The 12,631-nt window shown below is 58.3% G+C and carries 13 protein-coding genes; 8 read left to right on the top strand and 5 right to left on the bottom strand.

Annotation, left to right across the window (positions count from 1 at the left end):
* The first annotated feature begins 226 nt into the window (after positions 1-226).
* The 5 genes from QDI87_RS03160 (at position 227) to QDI87_RS03140 (ending at position 4,399) form a co-directional block, all read left to right on the top strand.
* Positions 227-1,237: a DctP family TRAP transporter solute-binding subunit gene (locus QDI87_RS03160; RefSeq protein ID WP_255240409.1), complete on the top strand. Its 1,011-nt coding sequence runs from the start codon at positions 227-229 to the stop codon at positions 1,235-1,237.
* Positions 1,238-1,286: 49 nt separating this feature from the next.
* Positions 1,287-1,832 (top strand): TRAP transporter small permease subunit, encoded by a 546-nt coding sequence (locus QDI87_RS03155; protein ID WP_036376944.1) that lies wholly within the window; start codon positions 1,287-1,289, stop codon positions 1,830-1,832.
* Positions 1,833-3,110 (top strand): TRAP transporter large permease, encoded by a 1,278-nt coding sequence (locus QDI87_RS03150; protein WP_036376942.1) that lies wholly within the window; start codon positions 1,833-1,835, stop codon positions 3,108-3,110.
* Between the two features lie 154 nt (positions 3,111-3,264).
* On the top strand, positions 3,265-3,822 hold the full coding sequence (locus tag QDI87_RS03145) for a flavin reductase family protein (RefSeq protein WP_036376940.1): 558 nt from the start codon (positions 3,265-3,267) through the stop codon (positions 3,820-3,822).
* 4 nt (positions 3,823-3,826) lie between these two features.
* On the top strand, positions 3,827-4,399 hold the full coding sequence (locus QDI87_RS03140) for a GNAT family N-acetyltransferase (protein ID WP_036376938.1): 573 nt from the start codon (positions 3,827-3,829) through the stop codon (positions 4,397-4,399).
* Positions 4,400-4,488: 89 nt separating this feature from the next.
* Here QDI87_RS03140 and QDI87_RS03135 read toward each other — a convergent pair whose 3' ends face one another.
* Positions 4,489-5,898 carry a DASS family sodium-coupled anion symporter gene (locus QDI87_RS03135; protein ID WP_036376936.1) on the bottom strand — a complete coding sequence of 470 codons (1,410 nt, stop codon included), beginning with the start codon at positions 5,896-5,898 and terminating at the stop codon, positions 4,489-4,491.
* Between the two features lie 214 nt (positions 5,899-6,112).
* Between QDI87_RS03135 and QDI87_RS03130 the strand changes: the two genes are divergently transcribed.
* Positions 6,113-6,913, top strand: coding sequence for a basic amino acid ABC transporter substrate-binding protein (locus QDI87_RS03130; protein WP_036376934.1), 801 nt, complete (start codon positions 6,113-6,115; stop codon positions 6,911-6,913).
* Positions 6,914-6,953: 40 nt separating this feature from the next.
* Positions 6,954-7,892 (top strand): homocysteine S-methyltransferase, encoded by a 939-nt coding sequence (gene mmuM / locus QDI87_RS03125; RefSeq protein ID WP_036376932.1) that lies wholly within the window; start codon positions 6,954-6,956, stop codon positions 7,890-7,892.
* A 46-nt stretch (positions 7,893-7,938) separates the two neighbouring features.
* Here the strand turns inward: mmuM and QDI87_RS03120 are convergent, their stop codons facing one another.
* From QDI87_RS03120 to QDI87_RS03110, 3 genes are all read right to left on the bottom strand, one after another.
* Positions 7,939-9,027: a HAMP domain-containing sensor histidine kinase gene (locus tag QDI87_RS03120; protein ID WP_036376930.1), complete on the bottom strand. Its 1,089-nt coding sequence runs from the start codon at positions 9,025-9,027 to the stop codon at positions 7,939-7,941.
* Positions 9,020-9,721, bottom strand: a complete 702-nt coding sequence (locus QDI87_RS03115; protein WP_278742198.1) for a response regulator transcription factor — start codon at positions 9,719-9,721, stop codon at positions 9,020-9,022. Before QDI87_RS03115 ends, QDI87_RS03120 begins: the two co-directional genes overlap by 8 nt.
* A gap of 102 nt (positions 9,722-9,823) precedes the next feature.
* Positions 9,824-10,384 carry a DUF6803 family protein gene (locus QDI87_RS03110; RefSeq protein WP_036376925.1) on the bottom strand — a complete coding sequence of 187 codons (561 nt, stop codon included), beginning with the start codon at positions 10,382-10,384 and terminating at the stop codon, positions 9,824-9,826.
* Positions 10,385-10,585: 201 nt separating this feature from the next.
* Between QDI87_RS03110 and QDI87_RS03105 the strand changes: the two genes are divergently transcribed.
* Positions 10,586-11,263, top strand: a complete 678-nt coding sequence (locus tag QDI87_RS03105; RefSeq protein WP_051652219.1) for a CpXC domain-containing protein — start codon at positions 10,586-10,588, stop codon at positions 11,261-11,263.
* A gap of 21 nt (positions 11,264-11,284) precedes the next feature.
* Here the strand turns inward: QDI87_RS03105 and QDI87_RS03100 are convergent, their stop codons facing one another.
* Positions 11,285-12,451: a cation diffusion facilitator family transporter gene (locus tag QDI87_RS03100; RefSeq protein ID WP_255240398.1), complete on the bottom strand. Its 1,167-nt coding sequence runs from the start codon at positions 12,449-12,451 to the stop codon at positions 11,285-11,287.
* Positions 12,452-12,631: the final 180 nt, after the last annotated feature.

Raw genomic sequence — 12,631 nt, 5'->3', positions numbered from 1 at the left:
GTATGACCGATATCGCGGCAATATGCCTGTTGTTTTATTGTGATTTTTAGAAAGATTTTTTTATCGCGCAATAGCTTGCATTTTGTATTCAAGTGATGTACACTAGGGTCCATCAACATTACAGAGCGTCGCATATACTTAAAAGATAATGCATTCATAAAAGACGTTTGAATTATGGAGGTGTACAGTAACGATGAGGAATTGGGGAAAGAAAGGAATCATTTGCTTGTTGTCTATTATGGTGGGCTGTTCCCTGCTGCTATCGGGCTGTGGACTCGGCAAGATGGCTCGCGAACATCAGGCCGCACAGGGTGGACCTGTCGAGCTGAAGCTCGCCTACCACTTGCCACAGGATCATTACCTATCGCAGGGCATGGAGCGCTTTGCACAGCGCGTCAATGAACGTTCGAATGGTAGCATTAAGATCACGACGTACCCGGCCGGTCAGCTCTACACCGACAAGAGCATGAACGATGCCATCATGACGGGCGGCCTCGACATGGGCCTGAACTCCACGGCGATGTGGACGACCGTCGTGCCCGCACTCAATGTGCTCGATGTGCCGTTCCTGCTGAACAGCTACGAAGCCGTCGGACGCGCGATGGACGGAAGTCTCGGACGCACGCTGACGAGCGAGATGGAGCGCAAGGGCGTTCATCCGCTGATCTGGGTAGATTACGGCTACGTGCAGTTCTGCAACAACCAGCGTCCGCTCAAGGAACCGGAGGATTTCAAGGGATTGCAGCTGCGCGGCTACGGCCAGATCCCGGCTGAGACGATCAAGGCGCTCGGCGCCTCGCCCGTCACGATGAGTTCGAGTGAGGTCTACATGGCCATGCAGCGCGGCACGATCGATGGCCAGACTTCCGGAACGACGGCCATGTACCAGAGAAAGATTTACGAGGTTGCTAAGTACCTGACGATGACGAACCACGCGTACTGCGAGTTCGTGCTGGCCGTCAACGGCAGTTCCTGGGATCGCCTGACGGACGATCAGAAGCAGCTCGTCGAGCAGTGCGCCAAGGAGACGCGCGATGAACTGCGTGAGCAGACGCGCCAGGAAGACCGCGCTTGCATGGAGAAACTCCGCGATGCCGGCATGGAAGTCTACGAGATCCCGCCGGAGGATATCCCGAAGTGGCAGGAAGCGACAATGCCGGTCCGCGAGAACTTCATCCGCAAGATGGGCGATCTCGGCCGCCAGCTCGTCGACCAGTGCCTCGCAGCCAACCAGTGACCGTGAATTGAGAGATTGAGAAATTGAGAAAGAAAGGAAGCGGACTTTCATGACATTCAAAGATATCGTACTGCTCTATGACCGCATACTCGGCAAGGTCACGCGCGCTGCCGCTGTCCTGGCCGGCTGCCTGCTGCTCATTACGGCCTTGATTATCTGTTACGAGATCGTTGTGCGCGATTTCTTCCATTCGCCGACAGAGTGGGTGCTTGAGGTTTCGACGTATGCCATCCTCATCGCGGGCTTCCTCGGGCTGGCCGTCGCCTTCCGCGACAACGCCCATGTGCGCGTCGACATCTTCGCGGGACGCCTTGCCCCTGAGACAAAGCGCAAGCTCGACATGGTCATCAATGTGATCTCGTTCCTGCTCTTCCTGATCTTCATGACGGAGAGCATGGACCTCGTGACCTCGTCGTATGTCTACCATAAATTATCGCCGTCCATCCTGCGCTTCCCACTTTTTATCCCGCAGTTCGCGCTCGTCTTTGGCTCTCTTTTGCTGCTCGGCGAGATTGCCCGCCGTTTCCTCTTCGAGCTGCTGCGCTTGCCGCTGGATCAGGATCGCAATGAACATCCGGAAGGGAAGGTGCGTTGAATGCCTGCTGTCTATACCATCATCATCTTAGCTTTGTTCGCTCTCGGCATGCCTGTGGCGTTTGTTCTACTGCTCGGCGGCGTGCTCGGCATGCTCTTCTTCCTCGGCGGCCCTGCGGCGTTCACGCAGATCCCGGTCATTGCCTATAAGACACTCGACGATTTCGTGCTCGTTGCCGTGCCGCTCTACATCCTGATGAGCGAGATCCTGCTCAAGGGCAGGGTCGGCAACGGCCTCTTCGAGCTCGGCAGCAAGTGGCTCGGCCATCTGCCAGGCGGCATCGGCGTTGCGACAATCTTCGCCTGTGCGATCTTTGCCGCGATATCGGGGTCGAGTGTGGCGACAGCTGTGACGATCGGCGCCATGGCCATCCCGGAGATGCTCAAGCGCGGCTATGAGCGCACGACAGTCCTCGGTGCTGTTGCCGCGGGCGGCACACTCGGCATCCTGATCCCGCCGAGCATCCCGATGATCCTCTACGGCTCCATCACGGGCGAGTCGGTCGGCAAACTCTTCCTCTCCGGCATCGTGCCGGGTGTCCTCATGACAGCCTTCTTCATCTGCTATCTCGTCTTCCGCTGCCGCCATATGGAGCGCCAGGCTCCTGCAAGCTGGCAGGAGCGCTGGAGCATCCTCAAAGAAAACATCTGGGGCCTCTTCTTGCCGATCCTCGTCGTCGGCGGCATCTACACAGGCCTTTTCACGCCGACTGAGGCCGCAGCCGTCGGCACGTTCTACAGCATTATCATCGCATTCTTCGTCTACCGCACGGTGACGCTGCGCGATATGAGCGGCATCTTAGAGGATACGGTCAAGACGACTGCGATGATTTTCGCCATCATGATCGGCGCGATGCTCTTTGGCTTTATCCTGACGGCGCTGCAGGCACCGCAGGCCCTCATGTCGCTCGTGACGAATGCTCAGGTCAGCCGCTGGCTCATCTTCATCGGCATCAACATCGTCCTCCTGGCACTTGGCTGTGTGCTCGAGACGGTCTCCATCATCCTCATCACGCTGCCGATGCTCTATCCGATCGTCAAGTCGCTCGGCTTCGATCTCATCTGGTTCAATGTCGTCATGCTCATCAACATGGAGCTGGCCCTCATCACGCCGCCAGTCGGCATGAACCTCTTCGTCATCAAGGGCATCAGCCCCGACAGCACGATCGGCCAGATCATCCAGGGCTCCGTGCCGTTCGCCATCATCATGGCACTCGAGATTGTCCTCTTGTGCCTCGCACCAGATCTCGCCACCTGGCTGCCAGCCGTCCTGCAGTGAATGAGATTGCCTTTAGCAATAGAGCCTGTCGCTTTTTGCGGCAGGTTTTTTGTTTGCGCGCATGCGACGATATCGTGTGACGAAGCAGGATTTTGCTCAATGAAAGCGAAATATACATCAGTAAAGCATCATGAAATGAAAGGAAGTCATGAATATGAGCAAGGAATTTTCGGGGCAGAAGGCATGCATTGCGCCGGAGGGCGTCTTCATCATCGGCACGTACGACGAGAACGGTGTGCCGAATGCGATGAATGCAGCCTGGGGCGCGCAGTCGGACTACGGCGAGATCACGCTCTTCCTCGCACCGCATAAGACAACGGACAATGTCAAGAAGACGAAGGCATTCACCGTGGCGTTTGCGACGAAGGACACCGTCGAGATTGCCGACTACTTCGGTGTCGAGACAGGCCGTAAGGTCAACAAGATCGAGAAGGCTGGCTGCCACACGCACAAGAGCGCGCACGTCAATGCACCAATCATCGAAGAATTCCCCGTGACGCTCGAGTGCGAGATGAAGAGCTACGACGATGAGACGGGCATCCTCATCGGCAAGATCGTCGCCGAGCAGGCCGATGAAGCCGTTCTGACGGATGGCAAAGTCGACTACGACAAACTCCAGCCCATCATCTTTGACATCGCGACCATGACGTACCGCGTCATCGGTCCCGTCGTCGGCAAGGCATTCCACGATGGCCTGAAGCTCAAGGGCTGATCCAGTGGAGAAAAACATCAAGATCCGCGTGGCGCGGGCTCAGGATGCGGAGGCTCTGGCACGCATCTACGCTTATTATGTAGAGAAGACAGCTATCACTTTTGAGTACGAGGTGCCGGATGCGGCGGAGATGGAGACGAGGCGCAAAAAGATATTCGAGCATTACCCGTATCTCGTCGCAGAGCAGGAAGGCCGTGTGCTCGGCTACGTCTATGCGCATGAGTTTTACGGGCGGGCGGCCTACGCTTGGTCGGTCGAAGCGAGCATCTACGTCGCGAGTGACGCTAGGGGACAGGGGCTTGGCCGCAAGCTTTATGCAGCTTTGGAGGACGCGCTGCGCGGGATGGGGGTGCTCAATATCAATGCCTGCATTGCCGTGCCGCGCGCAGCCGATGACCCGTACCTGACCGTCGGTAGCCTCGCTTTTCACAAACGCCTCGGCTACCAGATGGCCGGCATCTTCCATCAGAGTGGCTACAAGTTCGGACGCTGGTACGACGTCGCCTGGATGGAGAAGATGCTCGGCAAGCATGAGGAGCCCCCGGCAGCCGTGCGGGATTTCCATGGTATAGATTAATGAATGAAAAAAGCGCTGTCTCGCATATCGTTTGCGAGACAGCGCTTTTTTGTAATTCGTTTTTATAATACCTGCATGAAGTTTCAGGATTACCAGAGTCCGATGACTTTCCACCAGGCGGCACCGATGGTCAGGTAGATGACGGTGGTGATGGTCGTCATGACAAAGCCGTTCTTCCACCATTCGCTCTGTGAGACGTAGCCTGCGCCGTAGTAGATCGGGGCGCAGCCATTGCCGTAATGCGTCAGGGAAATCGGCACGTCGGCGAAGATGCCGAAGATGATGGCCGTCATGAGCGGCGGCGCGCCGACGGCGACGCTGACGGCGATGAAGGCCGCGTAAAGAGCACTGATGCGCGCCGTAACGCTGGCGAAGCAGTAGTGGATGTAGGTGTAGAAGAGCAGCAGGATGAGCGCTGAAGCGACCCAGCCGAGTCCGAGCGAGGAGATGGCGGCACCGGCGGAGTTCGCCATCCATTTGATGATGCCGGACTTTGCGAGAGCCGAGGCGAGCGTCATCAGGGAGCCCATCCAGAACATGGCATCCCAGGCGCCCTTCTCGCTGAGGACATCTTTCCAGTTGATGACGTCGACGATGATCATGACGCAGACGGCTGCCATGGCGACTGGCGTCGCGCCGATATGCGTGAGGCCGGATGTTGCCCAGAAGAAGAGCGAGCCGAGAAAGACGACCGTCAGGTATTTCTCACTGCGCGACATCGGTCCCATGGCGTCGAGCTCTTTCTGTGCGAGGTGCTTGGCATCTGGGATGCTGACGAGCTCCGGTTTCGTCAATTTGAGCATGACGAGCGGCACGAGCAATAGACTCAAGAGGCCCGGCACGATGGCCGCGCTGGCCCAGCCCATCCAAGTGATCTCGACGCCGAGCGTCTTGGCCGCGAGTGCTACGCAGAGCGGGTTGCCTGCCATGGATGTCACGAACATCGTGCAGGTGACGGCGTCGCAGTGATAGCCGACCTGCATGAGATACGTGCCAATCTTCTTAGCCGTTTCGTTCGGTTCAGATCCGAGTGCACCGGCGAGAGAGCGGACAATCGGGTACATGATGCCGCCGCCGCGAGCTGTTGCCGATGGCGTGGCGGGGGAGATGATGAGTTCACTGAAGGCAATTGCGTAGCCGAGGGACAGGGCGCTCTTGCCGATAGCCTTGATGATGCCAAAGGCGATGCGCTTGCCGAGGCCGCTCTTGATGAAGCCGCGCGAGTAGAGGAAGGCGCAGACAATCAGCCAAATGGTGGAATTGCCGTAGCCGCTCAATGCATCGCTGACCTTGAGCAGGCCGCTGAGGGTCGAGAAGGTGATGGCGATGAAGGCGACGGCGCCAATGGGCAGCGGCTGCAGGATAAATCCGACGACCGTGGCGATGAAGACCGCCGCCAGGTGCCAGGCCACGACCGTGACGCCTGCTGGTACTGGTGCAAACCAGATCGCAGCACCAATCGCGATGGTGATCAAGGCATTGCGTTGCTTTTTGTTCATGATGAACCACTCCTTTCCCTGCCAGTGTAAAACAAAACGGTGAGAAAAGTCAATCAATTTATGGGAAATAGCTAGCCATATCTTCATAGAAAAATCAGATTGTCGTCATAGTGTGAGATGATCAAAAAAACATATTGACATGCTATGTATACTAATGTATGATTATAACAACGTTACAATATAATTCTGTATAGTTCTGTGGGGTGTTCATGATATGAAGAAAGTGTTCTCATTGCTATTGGCTGTTTGCCTGCTCGGAGCGGCAACTCTTATGGCTGGCTGCGGCCAGACTGGCTCTTCGGATACGAAGAGTTCCGGGCAGCGTGTGCTGCGCGTCGGCATGGATGCGAGCTATCCGCCGTTCGGCTCACAGAATCAGGAGACGAAGGACTATGAGGGCTTCGATGTCGATATCATCCGAGCCATCGGTGAGGCAGAAGGCTTTGACGTAGAGATCAGCAACCGCTCCTTTGACGGCCTGATCCCGGCTTTGCAGGCTAAGGAAATTGATGTCGCGATCAACGACATCACAATCACGGATGACCGCAAGCAGTCGGTGGATTTCTCGAAGCCGTACTACATCGCAGGCCTCGGTGTCGTCACGCGGGCGGACAATGACACGATTCACACAGCAGAGGATCTGCAGGGCAAGACGCTCGGCGTCTCGATCGGCTCGACAGGCGAGGAGGCCGCGCGCAAGATCCCCGGCGCCAATGTGCGCGTATTCAATGCCATCAATGAGGCGTTTCTCGAGGTACAGAACGGCGGCGTCGATGCTGTTGTCAACGACATCCCGACGAATGAGTACTATGTGAGCCATGCAGGCAATAAGAAAGTCCGCTCGGCAGAGGTGGCCTTGACGAAGGAAGACCTCGGCATCGCCGTGCTCAAGGGGAATACCGAGCTCCTGACGAAGATCGATGACGGTCTCGCGAAGATCAAGGCGAACGGCAAGTTCGCGGAGATCTACGAGAAGTGGTTCGGCAAGCAGCCGCCGCAGGAATTGCTGCAGTAATGGAAAAGACAATGGAAAAGACAGAAGGGGACGGAGATTTATGGATACGGTTGCACGCAATCTAGAGAGATACCCGCTGCTCGTGCTCGACGGTGCCTTTGGCACGGAGCTCGCGCGGCGCGGTTTTGACACGAATGATGAACTCTGGTCGGCCAAGGCACTCTTCGAGAAGCCGGAGCTCGTCGAGGCTGTTCACCGTGACTACTACGAGGCCGGTGCAGATGTCTCGACGAGTGCGAGCTATCAGGCGACGGTTGAGGGCTTCGAGAAGAAGGGCTTCACGCGCGAGCAGGCAAAAGAGCTCATCGTGCGCTCAGTCCGCCTCGTGCAGCAGGCGCGCGATGCGTTCTGGCAGCAAAAGGCGAAGCGTGCAGGCCGCCCGCAGCCGCTAGCAGCCGCCTCGGTCGGCCCGTATGGCGCCTATCTCGCTGACGGCTCGGAGTACCGCGGCGACTACAGGGCGAGCCGCGCAGAGCTTGCAGATTTCCATGCGGAGCGCCTCGACATCCTCGTCGCGGCTGAGCCGGACATCCTGGCCTGCGAGACGATGCCTCTGCTCGATGAAGCGCTGGCCATCCTCGCGGACTTGCACCACTACCCAGACATGGGGGCCTGGATCTCGTTCTCGTGCAAGGATGAGGCGCACACCTGCGGTGGCGATGCCATCGCAGACTGCGCGCGGCTGCTCGACAAGGAGCGCCAGGTCACAGCCATCGGCGTCAACTGCACGGCACCGCAGTACGTGGCCGACCTCATCCGCAATATCCGCGTGCACACCACGAAGCCCGTCGTCGTCTACCCGAATACAGGCGAGACGTATGATGCGGTGACAAAGACGTGGCACGGCAGCCCTACGCCGTATCGCGACTTTGTGCGTCAGTGGTACGAAGCGGGCGCACGCCTCATTGGCGGCTGCTGCCGCACGACGCCGGACGATATCCGCGGCATTGCCGCCTTCCGCGCCAGCCTGCAGAAGTGAACAGAATGAAGCAAGAGAAAAGCGGCACCGCATGGGTGCCGCTTTTTTATGATTTGGGCAGGCGAACCGTGAAGGCTGTGCCATCTTCTGGTGTAGATGTGGCAGAGATCGTGCCGTGGTGGATCGCTACATACTGCTGGGCGAGTGCAAGGCCGAGGCCGGAGCCGCGCTGGGAATCGGCTGCACCTTGGGCAGATTGGCTTTGGTAGAACTTCTCGAAGATGTGTGGCAGCTCTTCGGCGGGAATGCACGGGCCGTCATTGGCGACGCAGAGCTCGATGCAGTCGGGCTGCTCGTTGACCGTCAGGCAGATGTGACTGCCGTCACCTGAGTGGCGGCTGGCGTTGACGAGCAGATTGCCGATGACCTGCCGCATGCGGTCCGCATCGAGTGGCAGCATGGTCAGATGTGCAGGAATCTGGCATTGGAGCTGCTGTGCTCTCTCGTCTAAGAGCGGCTGGATGAGCATGGCGCTCTGGCGCGCGAGTTGGCCGAGGTCGGTCAATCGCAGGTGCAGGCGGAGTTCATGGACAGCGGCTAGCGAGAGGTCGCGCAGGTCGGTCACGAGGCGGTTGAGCCGCATGACTTCTTCCTGCATGGCAAAGAGGCGTTCTGGCGTCGGCTCGGTGACACCGGTCGTCATGTTCTCGAGGGTGCCCTGCAGGACGGCGAGCGGCGTGCGCAGTTCGTGCGTGATGCTCGCGAAGAAGTCGCGCTGTGCCTGTTCGTTCTGCGAGAGCTTCGCGGCCATTCGGTTAAAGACGGTGGCCAATTGGCCAACCTCATCGCGCGAGCCGACAGGGACGCGCTGGTTGAAGTGGCCGCGCTCCACAGCCGCAGCGGCTTTCGTGAGGCGGCGCAGCGGCCTCGTGATGCCTGCGGCAAGGACAGAGGTGATGATGAGCCCCATCAGGATGAAGAAGAGGCCAACCCACCAGAGCGACTGGTGGACGGAGTGGATGAACATCGTCTCGGCCGGCCCGTGGTCCATGACGGCGAGATGCAGGGCGATGTAATCGCCGAAGGCCGTCTCCATCTGCGCGTTTGTCAGGACAATCAGGCTGCAGACGGTGAAGGCCAGGAGCAGAAAAGTGCTGCCGGCGAGCTTGAGCTGGATGCTGTGGCGGTCAAACATCGATGTTTCCTCCCAGTTTGTAGCCGATGCCGTACACCGTCTGGATGTACTTTGTCCCGGGAGCTGCAGATTCCATCTTGCGGCGCAGGTTGCGGATGTGAGCATCGACGGTCCGCTCGTAGCCCTCGAAGGCAAAGCCGTGCGTGGCCTCGAGCAGCTGCAGGCGGTTGAAGACCTGCTCGGGATGGCGCAGGAAGAGCTCGAGCATTGAGAACTCGATCGGTGTCAGGGAAAGCTTGCTTCCGCCGATGGATGCCGTATGGCGGCGGATATCGAGAACGAGGTTCTGGCAGTGGAGCAGAGAATCTTCCTGCGTGCTGCCAGGATCTTGCTGGGTGCGCCTCAAGATGGCCTTCATGCGGGCGGCGAGCTCGCGCATGCTGAAGGGTTTGACGAGGTAATCGTCAGCGCCGAGCTCGAGCCCGAGAAGTTTATCGACTTCGTCGTCACGGGCCGTCAGCATGAGGATCGGGATCTGCGAGGTCTGGCGCACGCGGCGGCAGACCTCCATGCCGTCGAGGTGCGGCATCGTGAGGTCGAGGATGATGATGGAGGGGTGGCATCTCGTGACGGCCTTCAGTGCCTCGATGCCGTCTGCTGCTTCATGCGTCTGCCAGTTCTCCTTCTGGAGGAAGTCGACGAGCACGCGCCTAAGCTGTGCGTCATCATCGACAATCAAGACACTTCGTTGCATGTGTTCCATCCTTTCTGCAATAGGGTATCTGGAAGCGGTTTGAAACTCCGTCTGTTCCTGCCTTTGCGTGACGATAGGGAGAGCAAAGCTCTCCCTTGGCAATCAATTGTGGTCCATATGCATGGAATCGTGGTGCATGCTGCTGCCCATGCCTGTCTGGTCCATGTGATGCATGTGTCCCATGTGCTGCATCTCCGTCTGCGGCATTGGCGGCTGCCAGCCCGAGAGTGTCGGGTCGACCATGCCGAAGATCATCGCAATGTGGCTGACGACGAGGAAGCTGATGAGCAGCAGGATGTGGTGCCACTGGCGCTTGGCCGACGGTCCACCGAAGAGGCCGAGCTCCTGCAGGGCAATCGCGCCGAGCGGCAGAACACCGGCGAGATACGCGGCAATGGCGAGCTCGTCAATCCAGCCGCGCAGCGAGATGCCCGGGAGGATGTGCAGGACGAAGTAGAGGAACACGCCGAGAAAGTAGAGCCCGAGGGCGATGCCGAGGCCGTGACTGAGCCGTTTCCAGCCCGCGCTCTGCTCCGGCCTTGCGAGAATGAAGAGCTCTGCCGCTGTCAGGAGCTCCGCCATTGCGACGGGCAGCACCATGAAGGCGATGAGGTTCCAGGGCTGGTTGCTCATGAGCACTTCCATGTAATTCGTCATCATCATAGAGAAAACCTTCCTTTCGTTTCTAGCACGATTGTTCATAACCATCTGATGCAACCAGTATATGCAAAGACTGTGCAGAAGATATGGCGAGATTGTGAAGAAAATGTGAAGATTTTGCAGGAGAGGAGGCGGCAGAGCGGCGGAAAGTGTGTTATCATAGGCAATAGTTGGCTATAAGCAATGCAGAAAGGATTGTATACGATGACCAGTACGAGACATGTCCGTGTTACCTGCCCCAGCTGCCATGCACAGGGTGATTTTACGGTCTACAAGAGCATCAACACGAAGGAGAGCCCGGCGCTCAAGGCGAAGGTGCGCGATGGTTCGCTCTTCCAGTTCGTCTGCCCGCAGTGCGGGATGAAGACGACGGTTGACTATCCCTTCCTCTACCATCAGCCGGAGGATCACTACATGATCAACTACGGCAAGCTTGAGGATGGTGCCAAGGCGCTCGAGATGCTGCGCGGCAAGGGCGTCGCGCTCAAGGACTGGGCGACGGAGATGGAAAAGACGACGCGCCCCTACGTGCTGCGCGCCGTTGACGACCGCCTGGCCTTCCGCGAGAAGCTCTTCATCTTTGATGCAGGACTCGACGACCGTCTCGTCGAGATCTACAAGTTCATGGTCTGCTACCAGTACGCGGCGGCTGGCAAGGCGCAGGGCGGGGAGCACGCCTACTTCTACACAGACTCGAAAGGCCATCACCGCATCCAGCTCGTGCGCGGCAAAGAGACGCTCGGGCTCGCGGATTTCCCGCGCAAGATCTACAACCAGATCCACGCGGAGTACGCAAAGAAGCTCGGCGATATCCGGAAGGCGGAGCCTGTGGTGGATGAGGCGTGGGCGAGGAAGTTCCTGACGGAGCAGGGGCAGCTTTGATCCTGTGGCGTACGCGTCGCATCATGCATGTCGGCCTTGGCCGATGGCGGAGATATCCATGTCGGGGTCGATGAGGATGTGGTAGTCGGGGTAGGCGGCCTGGACTTCTTCGTGCAGTTCTTTGAGGATGGTCTGCAGGTCGTTGCCGAAGCGCACGACGACGTCGAAGCGCATCTCTTTCTTGGCCCGGTCGACGTAGAAGCCGTGGACCTGCAGGGCGTAGGGATGTGCCATGACGATCTTGTAGATGGCCTTGCGGATGGGGGTGGCGCCCTGGTCTTTTGCGTTGTAGGAGTAGACGCTGACGCCCATGAGGCGCACGCCGGTGGCCTCGAAAATCTTGTCGTGGATGCGACGGGTCAGGCGGTCGGCTTCTTCAACGCTCATGGTGTCGGGCAGCTCGATGTGAACGGAGGCGTAGTTGCGTCCGGGGCCGTAGTTGTTCATCATGAGGTCGTAAGCACCGCGGATTTCAGGCTCGCTGGCGAGCAGCCCCTTGATTTTGCGCACAAGGGCGGGGTCCGGCCGCTCGCCCAGGATGTCGTTGAGCGTCTCGCGCATCATGTCGATGCCGGACTTGATGATGAAAGCCGCGATGACGACGCCGACGTATGCCTCGAGTGAGATGCCCGTGCCGAGATAGATGAGTGCCGAGATGAGGACCGAGAAGGACAGGATGGCGTCAAACAGGGCATCGGCCCCGGAGGCCTCGAGTGCGCCTGATTCAGCGGCCTGGCCCTGGCGTTTGAAATAGCGGCCGAGCACGATCTTGACGATGACGGCCACGGCGATGATCACGAGCGACAGGGCACTGTAGTCGGCCGCTTCTGGCTCGATGATCTTCTTGCCCGATTCCCAGAGCGAGGTCAGGCCCGCGTAGAAGACGATGGCCGCGATGATCATGGCGCTCAGGTACTCGATGCGGCCATGGCCGAATGGATGCTCCTTGTCTGGTTTGCGCCCCGCGAGCTTGGCACCGACGACCGTGATGACGGACGACAGGGCATCTGACAGATTGTTGACCGCGTCGAGCAGCACAGCAATGGAATTCGCCGTGATGCCGACGGCCGCCTTGAAGGCCGCGAGCAGGATGTTGACGATGATGCCGATAACACTCGTGCGCACGATGATGCGTCCGCGCATCGCCATCTCTTCTTTGATTGGTATAGTTGCATGATTCTCTGTCATGTTGTCGCTCCTTTCTTGGCACGTCATGCGCGCCAAAGTGAATCACAAGAGATACTTTCTTGATGATAGCACAGATGAGATAAAAGAAAAAGGGAAGGTTCTTGCAGCAGTAATTTGCCTGTGGCAAATCAGGAACAATAGTCTTATAATAGAGGAAACGCTATATTACGATGAGACTGG

Origin of the sequence: Mitsuokella jalaludinii (genome assembly GCF_928722185.1) — a bacterium.
Classification (GTDB): Bacteria; Bacillota; Negativicutes; order Selenomonadales; family Selenomonadaceae; genus Mitsuokella; species Mitsuokella jalaludinii.
The sequence above is the reverse complement of the archived record's forward strand: the minus strand, read 5'-3'. Positions and strand labels throughout refer to the sequence as shown.

Coding starts and splice junctions, on each gene's coding strand:
- QDI87_RS03105 (WP_051652219.1), top strand. CDS start 10,586: ATGACCAGTACGAGACATGTCCGTGTTACCTGCCCCAGCTGCCATGCA.
- QDI87_RS03120 (WP_036376930.1), bottom strand. CDS start 9,027: ATGTTTGACCGCCACAGCATCCAGCTCAAGCTCGCCGGCAGCACTTTT.
- QDI87_RS03155 (WP_036376944.1), top strand. CDS start 1,287: ATGACATTCAAAGATATCGTACTGCTCTATGACCGCATACTCGGCAAG.
- QDI87_RS03135 (WP_036376936.1), bottom strand. CDS start 5,898: ATGAACAAAAAGCAACGCAATGCCTTGATCACCATCGCGATTGGTGCT.
- mmuM (WP_036376932.1), top strand. CDS start 6,954: ATGGATACGGTTGCACGCAATCTAGAGAGATACCCGCTGCTCGTGCTC.
- QDI87_RS03115 (WP_278742198.1), bottom strand. CDS start 9,721: ATGCAACGAAGTGTCTTGATTGTCGATGATGACGCACAGCTTAGGCGC.
- QDI87_RS03100 (WP_255240398.1), bottom strand. CDS start 12,451: ATGACAGAGAATCATGCAACTATACCAATCAAAGAAGAGATGGCGATG.
- QDI87_RS03145 (WP_036376940.1), top strand. CDS start 3,265: ATGAGCAAGGAATTTTCGGGGCAGAAGGCATGCATTGCGCCGGAGGGC.
- QDI87_RS03110 (WP_036376925.1), bottom strand. CDS start 10,384: ATGATGATGACGAATTACATGGAAGTGCTCATGAGCAACCAGCCCTGG.
- QDI87_RS03130 (WP_036376934.1), top strand. CDS start 6,113: ATGAAGAAAGTGTTCTCATTGCTATTGGCTGTTTGCCTGCTCGGAGCG.
- QDI87_RS03150 (WP_036376942.1), top strand. CDS start 1,833: ATGCCTGCTGTCTATACCATCATCATCTTAGCTTTGTTCGCTCTCGGC.